Annotated in this window: 14 protein-coding genes and 1 tRNA gene; 6 read left to right on the plus strand and 9 right to left on the minus strand. The window is 68.5% G+C overall.

The window, feature by feature from the left end; all coding sequences use genetic code 11:
• The first annotated feature begins 365 nt into the window (after positions 1-365).
• A complete protein-coding gene (locus tag ABD329_RS16505) occupies positions 366-1,433 on the plus strand; it encodes a glycoside hydrolase family 6 protein (RefSeq protein ID WP_425574346.1) in 1,068 nt (355 codons plus the stop codon).
• Positions 1,434-1,440: 7 nt separating this feature from the next.
• Here ABD329_RS16505 and glxA read toward each other — a convergent pair whose 3' ends face one another.
• Positions 1,441-3,387, minus strand: coding sequence for a radical copper oxidase GlxA (gene glxA / locus ABD329_RS16510; protein WP_198280365.1), 1,947 nt, complete (start codon positions 3,385-3,387; stop codon positions 1,441-1,443).
• Between the two features lie 472 nt (positions 3,388-3,859).
• On the opposite strand from glxA, the gene uppS reads away from it, so the two are divergent.
• Together uppS and ABD329_RS16525 are read left to right on the plus strand one after the other, a co-directional pair.
• A complete protein-coding gene (gene uppS, locus ABD329_RS16520) occupies positions 3,860-4,606 on the plus strand; it encodes a polyprenyl diphosphate synthase (RefSeq protein ID WP_281404699.1) in 747 nt (248 codons plus the stop codon).
• Positions 4,607-4,704: 98 nt separating this feature from the next.
• Positions 4,705-6,114 (plus strand): oxygenase MpaB family protein, encoded by a 1,410-nt coding sequence (locus ABD329_RS16525; protein ID WP_246618923.1) that lies wholly within the window; start codon positions 4,705-4,707, stop codon positions 6,112-6,114.
• A 5-nt stretch (positions 6,115-6,119) separates the two neighbouring features.
• Here ABD329_RS16525 and ABD329_RS16530 read toward each other — a convergent pair whose 3' ends face one another.
• The 3 genes from ABD329_RS16530 to ABD329_RS16540 are packed head-to-tail and all read right to left on the minus strand — an operon-like array spanning position 6,120 to position 7,852.
• Entirely contained in the window at positions 6,120-6,800 is a 681-nt protein-coding gene (locus tag ABD329_RS16530) for a FadR/GntR family transcriptional regulator (RefSeq protein WP_198280368.1), read from the minus strand.
• 45 nt (positions 6,801-6,845) lie between these two features.
• Positions 6,846-7,022, minus strand: coding sequence for a DUF397 domain-containing protein (locus ABD329_RS16535; RefSeq protein WP_198280369.1), 177 nt, complete (start codon positions 7,020-7,022; stop codon positions 6,846-6,848).
• Positions 7,019-7,852 (minus strand): helix-turn-helix domain-containing protein, encoded by an 834-nt coding sequence (locus ABD329_RS16540; RefSeq protein WP_198280371.1) that lies wholly within the window; start codon positions 7,850-7,852, stop codon positions 7,019-7,021. The genes ABD329_RS16535 and ABD329_RS16540 overlap by 4 nt, the downstream gene beginning before the upstream one ends.
• Positions 7,853-7,960: 108 nt before the next feature.
• Between ABD329_RS16540 and ABD329_RS16545 the strand changes: the two genes are divergently transcribed.
• Both ABD329_RS16545 and ABD329_RS16550 read left to right on the plus strand, forming a co-directional pair.
• Positions 7,961-8,260 carry a hypothetical protein gene (locus ABD329_RS16545; RefSeq protein ID WP_344316542.1) on the plus strand — a complete coding sequence of 100 codons (300 nt, stop codon included), beginning with the start codon at positions 7,961-7,963 and terminating at the stop codon, positions 8,258-8,260.
• A 562-nt stretch (positions 8,261-8,822) separates the two neighbouring features.
• Entirely contained in the window at positions 8,823-9,410 is a 588-nt protein-coding gene (locus ABD329_RS16550; RefSeq protein WP_198280206.1) for a choice-of-anchor C family protein, read from the plus strand.
• A gap of 109 nt (positions 9,411-9,519) precedes the next feature.
• Here ABD329_RS16550 and ABD329_RS16555 read toward each other — a convergent pair whose 3' ends face one another.
• The 5 genes from ABD329_RS16555 to ABD329_RS16575 form a co-directional block, all read right to left on the minus strand.
• Entirely contained in the window at positions 9,520-10,296 is a 777-nt protein-coding gene (locus ABD329_RS16555) for a hypothetical protein (protein WP_198280207.1), read from the minus strand.
• On the minus strand, positions 10,297-10,806 hold the full coding sequence (locus tag ABD329_RS16560; RefSeq protein ID WP_198280208.1) for a hypothetical protein: 510 nt from the start codon (positions 10,804-10,806) through the stop codon (positions 10,297-10,299).
• Complete coding sequence (locus tag ABD329_RS16565) at positions 10,803-13,040, minus strand: glycoside hydrolase domain-containing protein (protein WP_198280209.1); 2,238 nt, start codon at positions 13,038-13,040, stop codon at positions 10,803-10,805. Before ABD329_RS16565 ends, ABD329_RS16560 begins: the two co-directional genes overlap by 4 nt.
• Before the next feature lie 30 nt (positions 13,041-13,070).
• Positions 13,071-13,598 carry a hypothetical protein gene (locus ABD329_RS16570; RefSeq protein ID WP_198280210.1) on the minus strand — a complete coding sequence of 176 codons (528 nt, stop codon included), beginning with the start codon at positions 13,596-13,598 and terminating at the stop codon, positions 13,071-13,073.
• Positions 13,599-13,999: 401 nt separating this feature from the next.
• A tRNA-Lys gene (locus ABD329_RS16575) sits at positions 14,000-14,073 on the minus strand.
• 172 nt (positions 14,074-14,245) lie between these two features.
• Between ABD329_RS16575 and ABD329_RS16580 the strand changes: the two genes are divergently transcribed.
• Entirely contained in the window at positions 14,246-14,839 is a 594-nt protein-coding gene (locus ABD329_RS16580) for a lytic polysaccharide monooxygenase auxiliary activity family 9 protein (RefSeq protein ID WP_198280211.1), read from the plus strand.
• The last annotated feature ends 36 nt before the right edge of the window (positions 14,840-14,875 follow it).

Raw genomic sequence — 14,875 nt, forward strand, 5'->3', positions numbered from 1 at the left:
TCCGCCCGGGGCTGCGCCCCAAGCCCCGCCCGGGGCTGCGCCCCAAGGCTCGCCCGGGGCTGCGCCCCAAGCCCCGCCCGGGGCTGCGCCCCAAGGCTCGCCCGGGGCTGCGCCCCAAGCTCCGCCCGGGGCTGCGCCCCAAGGCTCGCCCGGGGCTGCGCCCCAGCCCGCGCCCGGGGCTGCGCCCCAAGCCGCGCCCGGGGTTGCGTCCCAACCTCCGCCTGGGGCTGCGTCCCAACCTCCGCCCGGGGCTGCGCCCCAGCCCCCGCCCGGGGCTGCGCCCCAAACAGGCACCCCCGGGGCCGCGCCCCCAACCCTCACCCGAAAAGCTGGGTGGGCTGTGGATGAGGGCACGGTGGTTCGGGGTGGTGTGTGAGCACGGTGCCCGTAGCCGCACCGGGACTCGCGGCCGTACGCGCGTGGTCTCCGTCGCCGCCTGGGCGCTTCTGTCGTGTGTCGTGGTCTCCGGGTGCTTCGGGGCCTCGGAGGGGGACAGTGACCATGCCTCGGTCGCCCGGCAGCCGAAACAGCGGCCCAAGGCCACGATCCCCTATTGGGTGAATCCGGACGGCAGCGCGGCGCGCCAGGTCGCGGCATACCGGAAGAGGGGTGAGGACGGCGAGGCCAGGCTGATGGAGAAGATCGCTGAGCAGCCCGTCGCGGAGTGGCTGGGGGTGGACGACCCGGAGGGGCGGGCGCGGGGGTTCACCGCGGCCGCGGACCAGGCGAACCGGGATGCGCTGCTGGTCTTCTACGACATCCCGCACCGCGACTGCGGGCAGTACTCCAAGGGCGGCGCGGCCAACGGTGACGCTTATCGCGGCTGGCTGGACAAGGTGGTCCGGGGGATCGGCGACCGCCGGGCGACGGTCATCCTGGAGCCCGACGCGCTGCCGCATGTGGTGGACGGCTGTACGCCCAGGAAGTTCCACGAGGAGCGGTACGACCTACTGACCGGCGCTGTGGACAAGCTCAAGGGGTTGCCGCGCACCAAGGTCTATCTGGACGCCGGAAACCCCCACTGGATCAAGGACCCGCGGCGGATGGTCGAGCCGCTGAAGCGGGCCGGTATCCGTAAGGCCGACGGCTTCGCGCTGAACACCTCCAACTACCAGACGACCGAGGAGAACCGGGCGTACGGCAAGCGGCTGTCCGCGCTGCTCGGCGGCAAGCCGTTCGTGATCGACACCAGCCGTAATGGCAATGGCCCGGCCCCCGGTAAGAACGACCCGCAGGCGTGGTGCAACCCGAAGGGCCGGGCGCTGGGCGAGCGGCCGACCGTCGACACCGGGGACAAGCGGATCGACGCCTATCTGTGGATCAAGCGTCCGGGCGAGTCGGACGGCACCTGCAAGGGCGGTCCCACCGCGGGTCGGTGGTGGCCCAGGTACGCGCTCGATCTCGCCCGTAACGCCGATCGTAAGGACGGCTAGCCGGCCGTCACTTCTTCGTGGGGACGGGCACCCGCACCCACACCGCCTTCGACGGCGTCCCCCGGTCGTCCACCGCGTTGAGCATGTACCACCCCGGCGGCACCACCGACGAGTCCTTCGGCAGGGTCACCGTCACCCCGTCCTTCGTCCGGGTGAAGTCAAGGGCGATCGACCGCTGCTCGACATTGGTCACATGGGTGAAGGAGCCGGGCCGGATCAGTCGCATCCTGGTGATCGCCGATGCGTGCGCGGTCCGGTAGGTGGTCTTCCCGCCGAGCTTGACCGTCCTGGGCGCGGTGTCGGCGAGCTTGGGACGGGAGTCGCGGAAGAGATACGGCGGGGCGTAGAGGTCGATCTGCTGCTGGAACTCGCCCGGCCTGGTGTTGGCCTTGTCGGCGAAGAGCGAGTCCGAGCCGAAGGTCATGACCCGGCCGTCCGGCAGGAGCAGCGCACCCGAGTGGTAGTTGCGGCCCACCAGCGGATCGGCCACCGCGCGCGCGGTGTTGCTCTTCGGGTCGTAGAGCTCGGCCTTCAGCACATTGGTGGCGCTACGGCCCCGGTAGTCGCCCGAGCCGTTCGTGGTCAGCACGGTGTCATCGGGCAGGATCACACTGCTCGGATAGCGCACCTTCGCATACAGATCCGGGCCGTCGCGGAACCGCGGCTTATCGGCGTGCAGATCGACGATCCGGGTCTTCGCCGTGGACTTGGGGTCCTCGCCGACCCCGCCCCCGCCCTGCACCATGTACCGCTGGTCCTGCGCGGGCGGCAGCAGCACCGACATCGACGTCTCCAGGGCGTCCGAGTCGCTGATGCCCGGGACCACGTCGAACCGGTTGGTCTTCGGATCCCAGACGCCGGGCGTGCGCCCCTTGTCGGCCGGGCCGTATCCGGCGTTCGAGCCGGTGTAGAAGATCCGGCCCTTGTCGGTCAGGAACAGCGCGGGGTAGGTCGGGAAGAAGCGCTTCTTGGGCAGGTACTTCCACTTGTTGGTCTTGGGGTCATAGATCTCGTTCTTCCCCGGCACCACCTGGCCGATCTCGTCCAGCCCGGAGACCGCGAGCACCTTGCCGTCCTGGAGGGCTGTCAGGGTCGGGTACCAGCGGGCCTCGTTCATCGGATCGACCGGGACATACCGCTCGGCCTCCGGGTCGAACTCATACGCCTGCTTGATGCCCTGGAAGTCCTTCTTGTCGAACGACAGCTTCTGCGCGATCCCGTAGAAGTTCCGCTTGTCCTTTCCCCTCAGCCCGGAGATCCGGTAATTGTCCTCGGTCCCGGTCTGATACTTCTTCCCCTTGCGCAGCGCCTCCACATAGACCCGCGCCGTGCTCGCGGTGACGATGACCTTCCCCTTGCGGTTCTTGCTCTTCTTCGCGCGCGGAACGAGAATCGGGTCCTTGGACTCGAAGGTCTTGCCGTTCTCCTTGCCCGTGAAGCGGGTCCCGGCGGGGAGGGTCTTCGGCTTGTCGGGGCTCTCGTTGTGGACGAACATCAGTCCGCCCGCCTTCTCGATATCGCCCCTGAGCTTCTCATAGCGCTGAGTGCCGCCCGCCACCAGCAGCTTTCCATCCGGGAGCTGGCTGTGCCCGGAGCAGAAGAGGTCCTTGGGGGTGGGAATGTTGGTGAAGGTGTTCTTCTCCGGGTCCCACAGCACGCTGCGGAAGGATTTGGCGGCGAAGTTCTTGGCGTTGTTCCCGGAGCCGGCCACCAGCAGCACCTTGCCAGTGTGCAGCAGCGCGGCGTGGATCGTATTGATCCGATATGCCTCGGGTACATCGACCACATCCCAGTGGCCGTTCTCCGCCTTGTACTCCGGTTGGTCGATTTTGTACGCGTGGTACTTGTCCGAGCTGAAACGGTAGAGGGCCGGGCCGTTCATCCCGGCCAGCACGAAGATGGCCGCCGCACCGATCCCGAAGCGGCGGGTGCGGCGACTCGGTCGGTACTTCACTTCTCATCGTCCCCCAGGGGCGGGCTGTGTGTTCCGTTTCTCCTGGCGGACGGTCCACCGCCAGGCGATGATCGGCGCGGCTGTGACAGCCAGGGCAAGTGATGCCAAAACAGTCATCGCTGGATGACTGTGGCCGAAGTAGAAGGAAGAGGCGAGCGACCCGCCGAAGACCACCAGGAAGAAACCCGCCGAAGACCACCAGGAAGAAAGAGGAGCTGCTGGCTTTCGGCGGCCTTGGTGACGGCCGTGTCGTACCCGCCGTACGACAGATGGCGATCGGCCTCGGCGCCGATGGATTCGGACAAAAGTTCCAGGGGTGAATGCGTGGCTCTGGTGCGGTATTCGGGCTCGGGGGCTGGCACCCTGCTTCAGATGCGATCGCCGTGTTGATCTGTGGTGGCGGGCCAAGGGGAGGGCTGCCGTGATAGCTGGGCACACCGCGGGCGATGCGTTCGCCGATCCCACTTCCGCGTTGGGACTCGCTGATGGTGACCGACCGCTCAGAGCGCCGCGTCACGTGGCGTGTGTGATGGACGGCAACGGACGGTGGGCGGCCCAGCGGTCGCTGCCGCGTACGTCAGGTCATCGGGCGGCGGAGACGACCGTGATCGACGTCATCGAGGCAGCTCGGGCCGCGGGCGTGGAGTGGCTGAGCCTGTACGCCTTCTCCACCGAGAACTGGAGCCGGCCGAGCGCCGAGGTCGACTATTTGATGCGGCTGGTGCGTGCGGTGGTGCGCAAGCACGCGCCGCTGCTGCACGCGCGGGGGATCCGCTGCCGTTTCCTCGGGGTGGGCGACCCGAGGATCCCTTGGGCGCTGGCACGCGACTTCGCCGACCTGATGACCCTGACCGGCGACAACCGAGGTATGACCTTGACCGTCGCGTTCGATCACGGCGGCCGCGGGGACATCGTCGCGGCCGCGCGGTCACTGATCCGCGCGGGTGTGGCGGCCGAGGCGGTGGACGAGCAGAGTTTCGCCGCCCATCTGCCCTTCCCCGACACACCCGATGTGGACCTGGTCATCCGGACCTCGGGGGAACAGCGCATCTCCAACTTCATGCTCTGGCAGGTCGCCTATGCGGAATGGGTCTTCCCAACCGTGCTGTGGCCCGATTTCCGCGCGCCGCACTTCCTCGAATGCCTGCACACCTACCGGCAACGCGATCGCCGCTTCGGTGGCGTGCTGCCCGAGCGGAACGGAGACTCCCGATCGTGACCATCGCAGACGGCGGAACCCCCGACAGCGCCCAGGACGGTGCTACCGAGTTCGACGGCGGTACGTCACGGCCGAGCGCGGCGGACGGACACGGGCCGTTGTTCGGCGCGGGCTCGCAGTTCCAGGAATTCGTCAACGATCCGCGGTGGGCGCTGGCCATGGTCCGGGCGACCGTACTGGAGGCCGCGCACCCGCAGGTCGGCGCCGCGCTGATCGAGAACTCCACGTTCGTCGCCCACCCGTGGCGACGGCTGCGCAACACCCTCCGCAGCTTGCAGCGCATGTTCGGTGACGACGAACAGGTACGGCTCCGCGAGGCGGCACGGCTGAACCGCCTCCACGCACGGCTCAACGGAACCGACCCGCGGGGCCGGCCCTACAGCGCGATGGACCCCGCTGTACGGGCCTGGGTGGTGGCGACCATCTTCGAGTCCACCGTGACCATGTGCCGACTGAGCGGACAGCCTCTTGAGCAGCACGCCATGGAGCGGCTGTACGCCGAGTTCCGGGCATACCTGGCCGCCATGGGAGACGAGGCCGGTCACCTGCCGCCCACCCTCTCCGAGTTCTGGCTCTACTACGACCACGTGGTGGCACAGGAGCTGGAGAACACCGAGGCGATGCGGATCATCCTCTACAAGCTGTTCGACCATCTGCCCGCTCCGGCCCTGCTGGGCGGGTTGCCCACGCTGTGGGCCACCGGCCGGGCCGTCGTCGGCCCGCTCATCGGGGCGATCACCGTCGCCTCGCTCCCGGAGCCCTTCCGCCGGCGTGCCGGGCTGCCCGAGATGCCCGGTGCTCAGACCCTGATGCAGGGGGCTTATCTGGCCGTCGGTCTGGCCCGGTTCCTGCCGGACGGCTGGGTCCGAGCTGACGCCATCGCCGACCTGCTGGCTCTCTCGCCCCACAGCGACGACCCGCGAGCTCGGGCGGTCACCGCCCTGTACGACAAAATGCGGCGGGCCGGTGCCCTGATCCGGCTCATCACGCCTCTCCCTCCGCAACCGGAACCCGTCCCCCGCACCGGCACCGAACGCAGTGCGGAGGAGTTCTTCCACGAGGTACTCGACCAGACCGGCGACGGGTACCTGGACTGGCCGGACCTCGCCGCCATGGCCCGCGAACTGGCCACCCGCCTCGATCTGGAGGAGCCCGAGGAAACGAGGCTCTACAACGCCTACGCCGACTGGTGGCGTGAGCTTCAGACGGCACTGGACACCGACGGTGACGGCCGCGTCAGCGCCCGCGAGTACGCCACCGCCGTTCCCTCCTTGGCCGGCCCCGCACTGATCAAGGTCGCCGAGGTCCTCTTCAACGCCACGGACAAGGACGGCGACCAGCACATCGACGCAGACGAATACCGGACGCTGTTCCGGACCGCGTTCCACCGCGACACTGTCGGCACCGACCGTACCTACACGCGCGGCGCCTTCATCGGGGACTTCCTGGCCTTCATGTCCGGCCGCCGACGATCGGCAGCCTACGGCCCTCTGCTCGCCCAGGCGTGAGCCGCTCAGTCGCGATGCGCCGAACGCAGTCGGATGCGGATGTTGCCGAAGTGGTCGCGGATCGCCTCTTCGGCTCGCAGGGCGTCACCCGAGCGCACCGACTCCAGGATCTCCCGGTGCTGCTTGCAGGTGACCCTCGGATCCGTGGGCACGTCCACGAGGTCGGTCCGCACCCGGTGGAAGGCGTCCCAGAACGCCTCCAGCACCTCGCTCAGCAGCGAATTGTCCAAGCTCCCGTAGAGCGCGGCGTGAAACGCCCGGTCGGTCTCGGCCCGCACCGAGCCCTCCGCCGCCTCCGCCTCCATCCGCCGGACGACCGCGTCCAGCTCGGCGAGATCCGCCTCCGGGATGCGGCCTGCCAGCCGCGCGATCAGCCCCGTCTCCACGGCCTCGCGCAGCTCGAGGAGTTCGAGGAGGCTGTCCTCGCCCCGGTAGTGCCCGGCGACGGTACGGAAGATCAGCCCCTCGATCATCGGCGCCATCGACATCGGCCCCACGTACGTCCCGAAGCCGTGCCGGATCTCCACGATCCCCATCGCCTGGAGCGCCTTGAGCGCCTCCCGCACGGAATTGCGGCTGACGCCGAGGAGCTCCATCAGCTCGGTCTCGGTGGGCAGCGGGGCGCCCGAGGGGAGCCGCTGGTCGATGATCAGCCGCTTGATGCGTTCCTGTATGTGCGCCGCCACCGCCACCTCCGATCCGGACAGCTTAGCGGCGGCGGCACGAGCAGGTCAGATGTGTGCGATGAAGGCGGCCCAGGCCTCGGGGGAGACGGTGAGTGGGGTCCGCTCGGTGTCCTTGGAGTCCCGGATGTGGACGGCCTGGGCGCGTATGGCGACCTCGACGCAGTTGTCCCCCTCGCTTCCGCTGTAGCTGCTCTTGAACCAGTCCAGTTCGGTCATGCTCATAGCGCTCCTCGCATCTGCTTCAGCAGGCTCACGGTCGCCCCACAGTCAAGGGCTTCCGCACGCAGCCTGCCATAGCGCTGGAGGAGGACACTCACGTCTTTCGGTGCGACTATCAGGCTGCTGGAACGCTGCCCTTCGGTGTAGCCGACCCACTGATGGTCCGGCGTCTCGGCCAGGTACATGTGGCCGTCGACACCGGCGTGCTCCTCCTGACGCAGCGGCATGAGCTGGATCTCCACGTTGCGCTGGCGGCCGACCTCCAGCAGATGATCGATCGCCACCCGGGTCACCTCAGGGCCTCCCAAGGTCCGTTCGAGGACGGCCTGTTCGACGATGAAGCTGAACGCCGTGTTCGGCCTCTCGGTGAGCAGGCGCTGGCGGTCCAGGCGGGCTGCCACCAATTGCTCGACCTGCTCCTCAGTGGCGGGCGGCAGCCTCCGTTCAGAGAGAACGCGGATGTACGGCTCGGGCTGGAGTAGCCCGGGAATCGCCCGGCACTCATACGCGAGGAGGGACACCGCCTCCTCCTCGATCCCCGCCCACCGTAAGAACCACGACGCGAGGCCGACCTTCCGGGTCAGCGTGCGGTACGCCGCGCCCAGGACCCGCGCGGCCGGGGCGCCCAGGACCTCCTCCGTGCGCGGGATGAGTTCCTTGGGCGGGAAGCGCCTGCCCTGCTCCATCTTCGCGACGTACGTCGCCGAGTACCGGACCCGTGGTGCGAACTGCTCCTGCGTCAGCCCCGCCTCGTCCCGCAGCGCCTTCAGCACCGCGCCAAAGGTCTTGAGGCTCTCCGACGTTTCCGGTTCGCTGTCTTTTGTCATCCTCATATCGTCACGGACGGTGATCGGTCCGGTCCAGGCGGTGAACTGGTACAAGCGAAACTGGGTGGGTGTCGTGCCTGGCAGAGGCCGCCGTCGGGCCGGGACGCTTCCGCCATGACCGCACCACAGGGCCAAGTCCCCGTCACCGTACGTACGTTCGCGCAGCGATTCTCCGCCACCCGGCGCGGCGCCCGGCTCGCCCGGCTGCTGGCCGTGCACCAGCTCACCGCGTGGGGGTTCGCCCCGGGGGTGGGCGGCTATGACGCGGCGATCCTGGTCGTGACCGAGCTCTCGGCCAACGCGGCGCTTCACGGGCGCGTACCGGGGCGGGACTTCGCGGTGCGGCTGGCGTACGACGAGCGGGGCGGCGTCCTGGAGAAGACCGTATGGGCGCGGATCACCGAGGCGAGGTGACTTTGAGCAGCGGGGCAGGGGGTGGGGGGGCGGGGCCGCGTCGCCGGCCGCCGGGTCGGTGGGGGCCGGTGCCGTGGCGGCTTCCGTGCCCGAGGGCCGAGGCCGATCCGGGGGTGCGGGTCGACGGGCCCTCCGGGTACCCTTCGAAAAAACGCTTGATCTGAAGCAACTAATTTGTCAAACAGTTTCGAGAGGGGTACCCCACCCCTGGTAGGCGGTCCGGCGACGGCCCCTGCCCCGGCAGGCCGTAGCCGCCACCGGCGCCCACACCCGGTCGCCCGGCGCCCGGCGACGCGGACCGGCCCCCCCACCCCCTGCCCCGCTGCTCACATGCGCCGAAGGCGCGAGACGGCGCCGCGCCCGACCGAGCCGCGCCACCCAACACCCCTCGCCTCCCCTGGGGCGCGGCCCGGCGTGATCGACCGGCGCGCCGGCCGCGCTCGACCCGGTCCGCACCCCGGTGCGCCGGGGGTGGTGCCCTGGTGTGTGATCCTCCGGTGCGGAAGATTCTGACGCGTCATCAATTCGGCACATTGCCGAATGAGTCGCACTGGAGGGGAACATGTCGCCTATTCGCATCTTTGTCGCAGCGGTCGCCGTCGCCGGGGTGCTCGTCGGTATGGGGGCCGGTACCGCGACGGCCGCCGTCAGCCGTTTCGACGACGGCAGCTTCGAGACGCCCACGGTGGCGGCCAACACGTTCGTGAACCTGGGGACGGGCGCGTCCATCGGGCCGTGGAAGGTCACGGCCGGAAACGTGGACCACATCGGGGACGGCTTCTGGCAGGCGGCCGAGGGCGGCCAGTCCGTGGACCTCAACGGTCAGGGCGCCGGAACCGTGGAGCAGACCTTCACCACGGTCCCGGGGAAGCGGTACTCCGTGACGTACTCCCTGGCCGGCAACCCGGCGGGCGGCCCGACCGTGCGGACCGGGAAGGTGCTGGTGGACGGGCAGAACTTCCAGGACTTCAGCTTCGACGTCACGGGCAAGACGTTCGCGAACATGGGCTATGTGACCCGGGAGGTGACCTTCGTGGCGCGCGGCACCTCCACGACGCTGGCGTTCGCCAGCACCAACGGCAGCGCCTACGGGCCGGTCATCGACGACGTCAGGGTCAGCGCCTGCACGCCCTGCCCCTCCTGCGACTGATCACGGCTGATCGCTGAGCGACGGCTGATCGCGACTGACCCGAAAGGGAGCCCTCGGCGCCCCCACGCGCCGGGGGCTCCCCGGTTCTTCGGAGAACTTCGGAACTTCGTCAGGCGGCCGCGCGCTGGCTGCGGGCCAAGGACGTCGCGGCCTTGCGGCGCTTCGGCGCGAGCACGTCGACCGGGGCGCCCGCGCCGCTGCCCGGCGTCTCGCGCCAGTGGTCCAGCCGGGCCACGACCTCGGTCAGCCGCCGATCGCCGGGACGGACGGCCAGATAGAAGAGCGACTCGTCCGGCTTCCGGTCGTCCCCGCCCCAGCGGACCACGCCGTCGAGCTCGGCGAGGATGTCGCGGATCACGACCTCCTGCTGGGGGAAGAAGCCGCCCTTGACGCCCGGCGGGTAGTGGCCGGGCCGGATCCGGACCGCCGTACCGGACGCCTGGTTGCCCTCCGGTAGCCCCTTGCGGACCGTGCCGGGTCTGCGCCAGCCGATCACATCGCCCTTGCGGAGCTCGTCGATCTCGTAGTGGAAACGGCGGATCACATGGACCAGCACGGCCTCCGGTGCGCCGATGCGGACGGTGACGCCGTCCAGCGGGGTGCCGGGCACCGGACGGGACCAGATGGCTCCGCCGCCGTCGGCGACCTTCTCCATCTCCCAGCCGTTGGGGCTCGGTCTGCCCGTCAGCACCCGGGCCCGGTTCGCCTGATAGCGGCGGTATGCCTTCCGGATCTCCTCGCCGGTGGGCGTCTTGGAGTGCGAGGACGCGGCGTACGCGGGCGTCGCCAGCAGCGCGGAACCGGGGAGGGAGGCCAGCGCGGCCGCGCCGAACAGCGCACCGGAGCGGGCGAGCAGCTGCCTACGGGATGGGTCGAACACGCTCATTCATCGTCCCCTCGTGACGGTGGGGCTGGTGGGCCGGTTCTGGTCGCGGGCCACGACGGATACGGCGCCCGTGGCGATGGCCAGGACGAAGGCGATGCCCATGGCCGGGTTGACGTATCCGGGGACCGCGGCGTCGTAACTTCCGCCCTCGTCGATCCGGCAGGTGAAGCGAAGGGGGAGGTAGCGTGCCGAATAGCGGTCGACCTGGGCCGCCTGCTCCGGGCCGCGCGCCTTGGCGCACGCCTCGCGCATGGTGTCGCTCTCCATGAACATCACATGGAGCGCGCCCCAGATGTACAGGGCGATGGTCGCGCAGACGGCCAGCAGGGCGATTCCGCCGAGCCATTCGGCCCGCGTCTTCCGGCGGCCCCTGCGCTTGGCCATGCCGGAGCCGAGGAGGGCGATCAGGGTGCAGAAGGTGATGACCCCGATCAGGCAGATGAACAGCAGCAGGATCGAGTTGAGTCCATCCGGCGCATCGGACGCCAGCGGGGAAGGGGCTTCGGTCACCGCATCATCCTGTTGTACTTCTCGAAGATGTAGTAGAGGGGCATGCGCTTCTTGGCGTCGGTGAAGGCGGGCTCCTTCGGGCCCTGGTAGCGCCGCAGCACCTCGTAGATCTCCGACTCCTTGTAGTCCAGCGAGGGCCGGCGGATCGCCGTCTCCGCGTCGACGCTGCCGGGCTTGCCGTCGGCTCCCCAGATATGGGCGTGGCCGACGGAGGTGAGGGCGAAGTCGTTGTCCGTGCGGAGCTTGTCCCACACCGAGAAGACGTCGGAGTCCTTGTCCGGGTCCTTCGGGGTGCCGGTCACCAGGCCGGTCCTGATGGAGTTGTTCCAGCAGAGAACGCCCACCAGCCCGAACATCTGGGCCACACCGGTGCTGCTGTCGCGCAGCGACACCACTCCGGGCAGGTCCTTGGCCCAGTCCGGCACATAGCCGTTGTGGTAGAGCCACACCCCGGCGTCCTTGACCAGGTCCTCGTTGCCGTAGTGCCGGAACTCCCAGAACGCCGTGGTCTGGATGAGCGCCTTCCGCATGCCGTAGGCGCGTGCCGTGTTCGTCACGGCGACATCCCCAGCGATGATCGTTTCCAGGCACTGGGTGGTGGTGTAGATCCGGCCGTCGTCCTCGGGGAAGCCGATGGACTGCATATACGTCTGGACGTCGGCGAGCAGCCCCGGGAAGTAGGCCTGGTTGAAGAGGCTGTCCGGCATGGTCGCCACCGGGGGATTGAACGACCCCTGTCCGGTGTCCAGGCCGGAGGCGATGTTGTTATCGATGTTGATCGAACCGTCGCCGGAGCCGATCGTCTTGGTGACGATCTGGTCGAAGGCCCAGTTGGGCGGCAGCGGATAGCCGTAGTTCCCGGAGAAGCCGCTGGACATGTCGGAGACGAAACTCGCGGTGGCGTGGCCCGCCTCGGAGACCCGGATGCACACATTGCGCGGTCCGTAGACCCCGATCTTGTACCGGTTCCCGGCGATGGCCATGCCGTCCACGATGCCCTTGAAGTGCGGCAGGACATTGTCGGTGACCTCGTAGTCGTACGCGTCGAAGTCCACGGCGAAGAAGATCCGGGTGCCGTCCTTGAAGCCGTGGTCATCGGCCGCGTTCGCCGCCGCGATGGCCGCCGCGTTGCCCGCGGTGTAGTTGAAGCCCGAGGCGTCGCGGCCGAAGGTCTGATAGATCGGGAAGCACCGGAGCCCGTTGTCGGCGAGGGTCTGGAGCTCGCCGATCTGAATGGCCTTCTCGGGGAGGTCGGTGGTGCTGGGGTTGGTGAGATAGCGGCCTATGTACTTGTACCCGGCGGCCTTCAGGGTGCTGGCGCGAGCCTGGGTGATCTTGGTGACGCCATCGCACGCCTGGCCCTTGCGGTCCTGGTCGCCGTAGGAGACCAGGAGCGACGCCCAGGTGGAGTAGTCGCCCTTTCCGGTGACCGGGAGCTTGGCGAAGTCCTGGAAGCCGCTCACCGCGGATTGCAGCGCCGATCCGAACGAGGAGCTGAACGGCACATTGGGCCGCTGGTTCAGGATCATCGCGGCGGAGAACAGCCGTACCCAGGTGCTGGTCTCGCCGGAGGCCACGGTGTGCTGCTTCAGCCCGGACTGGGTGCCGGGGCCGAAGTTCCCGTTGGCCACCCCGTCGGCCATGCCGAGTTCGTACTGCACCGCCAGCAGCATGGACTTGGCGACGGTCCGCGAGTGGTGCCCGTCGCACGGGATGACGAAGTAGTCCTGGCGCTTGACGTAGTTGGCGTTCAGATACTGCTGCACCGTGCGGATGTCGGCGCCACCGTCACCGGTGACGATGTAGGCGTCCATGGTGAGCAGCCCCTTGAAGACCTTGGGGGAGAGGCTGCCCGCCTCGAAGACGCCCGCCACGCCCATGTCGGTCATCAGCTCGGTGAGCGAGTTCGCCACCGTGGAGCTGAACGCCCCGTCGATCCCGCCGCCGTTGTACCCCTTGCAGTACAGCCCCGACTGAATGATCTTCGTGAACGTGGCCGAGGGCGTCGTACTGGCGTTGAGCTTCGGGTACTTGGACTGGAGCGTGCTCAGGGTGGTGGGGCCGAAGCTGTCGGAGAGACTGGTGATGCCCAGCTCGTACTGGAGCGCCCGGGTGAGCGCGTACATCACCGTCCAGCTTGTCTTCCCGTCGACCTCCAGCGCCGGGATGCCCAGCTTCCCGCCGTATGTGTCGTTGATGAACTGCTGCGCCCGCATGACCATGGCGTCGGCCATGACGTCTCCTTCAGTGCTGGGTGACGGGGGTCAGTTGCACGCGAAGACGTAGTCGGACTTGTAGTTGATGTAGAGGCTGCTGGAGGTCTTGCCCATCTTGGCGGTCACCGGGGCGCAGGCGAGGCTGGAGACGTAGACCGGGCCGGCGTACTCGCTGAAGTTGCCCGAGTCGGTGTCGCAGCCGGTGCCGTCCACCTTGCAGACCTTGAGGTACATGTACTGCGAGGCGCCGTAGTTGTTGTCCAGGATCGCGCAGCCCTTGCCGCCGTTGGTGTAGCTGAACAGCGTGGCCAGGCGCATGCTCGGGTCGGTGCCCTCGGGCAGCGGAATGGCCTTGTTCAGCGCGTAGCCGGTGCCGCACACGGTCGCGGCGGCCGCGGTGGGCCCGGGGTTGGCCTTGGCGAACGCCTTGGTCTCGGCCGATGCCCGCGGGGACACCTTGACGTCGGTCGCCGCGGGGCGCTCGGCGGCGGAGGCCTGGGGCGCGGTCAGGGTGAGCACGGCGGCAGCGGTGGAGGCGAGGGCGGCACCGACGGTGGATCTGAGGACTCTGGACATGGACGTACCCCTCCCGTGAAGGCTGATGAGAGCGAAGAACGCGGGGCCTCTCCCCAGGGCCCGAACGCGGTCACAAGCGCTTTCCGCGCTGTGGACGCACGGAATGTATGGGCTGGTCATGGCCCTGGACAAGGGGTCTAGACAAGTCCGTTGAGCGGAGCCGAACCCTCCGGTGGCGGGCCGTCACGGAGGAAGTGTCGGTCGCGTACCCCATGAGGGGATAAAGCGACTCATGTGTAACGAGCTCGGTATACAGAGGGTTGATATGTGTCCCTGGTCACTATCTCCGGACCCGGAGGGCGGGTGTCAAGGTCGCCGAGAAGGCCGCCGCACTCCGCCGGAAAAGCGACTGGGGCTTCTCGGAGAACCGAGAAGCCCCAGGTCAGTGGCGTAAGCCAAGGTGCGCCGCCAGGGACTCGAACCCCGGACCCGCTGATTAAGAGTCAGCTGCTCTAACCAACTGAGCTAGCGGCGCCTGCTGACCCGGAAATCCTACCCGACCCGGGAGGGTGCTCAGGACGCCGAGGGACCGCGTGGACCTGCGCCATTGGTATGGACATGACTATTGACCCTGGATACTCTCACACTTGGTCTAGACCGCCGTGCACGGCTCGTCGAAGCACTCCCCACGTCTTCAGGAGCGAAGCATGCGCAAGAAGATCAGCGCCGCCGTCATCGGCATCGGTCTCGCGGCGATTTCCGTTCTCGCGACCGGCGGCAGCGCCTCCAGCCACGGTTACACCGACTCGCCCATCAGCCGCCAGAAGCTGTGCGCCAACGGCACGGTGACGGGCTGCGGCGACATCCAGTACGAGCCCCAGAGTGTCGAGGGCCCGAAGGGCTTCCCCTCGGGCGGTCCCGCGGACGGCTCGATCTGCGCGGGCGGCAACAGCCGGTTCTCGCAGCTCGACGACCCGCGGGGCGGCAGCTGGCCCGCGACCAGGATGACCGCCGGCCGGAGCTACACCTTCAACTGGCGGTTCACGGCCTCCCACGCGACCACGGACTTCAAGTACTACATCACCAAGAATGGCTGGAACCCCAGCCAGAAGCTGACCCGTGCGAGCCTGGACCCCCAGCCCTTCCTGACCGTTCCGTACAACGGGCAGCGTCCGCCGTCCACGCTCTCCCACTCGGGGACCATCCCGAGCGGTAAGACCGGCAGACACGTGATCCTCGCCGTGTGGACCATCGCGGACACCTCGAACGCCTTCTATGCCTGCTCGGACGTCCAGTTCTGACGTCTTCTGACGTTCGCTGGTGTGGTGCCGTCCCGG

This window comes from Streptomyces javensis (assembly GCF_039525925.1).
Lineage (GTDB): Bacteria > Actinomycetota > Actinomycetes > Streptomycetales > Streptomycetaceae > Streptomyces > Streptomyces asiaticus.

Bases quoted from the DNA above. Each gene is read 5' to 3' on its own strand.
- ABD329_RS16580 (WP_198280211.1), top strand. From the start codon at position 14,246: ATGCGCAAGAAGATCAGCGCCGCCGTCATCGGCATCGGTCTCGCGGCG.
- ABD329_RS16545 (WP_344316542.1), top strand. From the start codon at position 7,961: ATGACCGCACCACAGGGCCAAGTCCCCGTCACCGTACGTACGTTCGCG.
- ABD329_RS16535 (WP_198280369.1), bottom strand. From the start codon at position 7,022: ATGAGCATGACCGAACTGGACTGGTTCAAGAGCAGCTACAGCGGAAGC.
- ABD329_RS16565 (WP_198280209.1), bottom strand. From the start codon at position 13,040: ATGGCCGACGCCATGGTCATGCGGGCGCAGCAGTTCATCAACGACACA.
- ABD329_RS16555 (WP_198280207.1), bottom strand. From the start codon at position 10,296: ATGAGCGTGTTCGACCCATCCCGTAGGCAGCTGCTCGCCCGCTCCGGT.
- ABD329_RS16540 (WP_198280371.1), bottom strand. From the start codon at position 7,852: ATGAGGATGACAAAAGACAGCGAACCGGAAACGTCGGAGAGCCTCAAG.
- ABD329_RS16550 (WP_198280206.1), top strand. From the start codon at position 8,823: ATGTCGCCTATTCGCATCTTTGTCGCAGCGGTCGCCGTCGCCGGGGTG.
- ABD329_RS16570 (WP_198280210.1), bottom strand. From the start codon at position 13,598: ATGTCCAGAGTCCTCAGATCCACCGTCGGTGCCGCCCTCGCCTCCACC.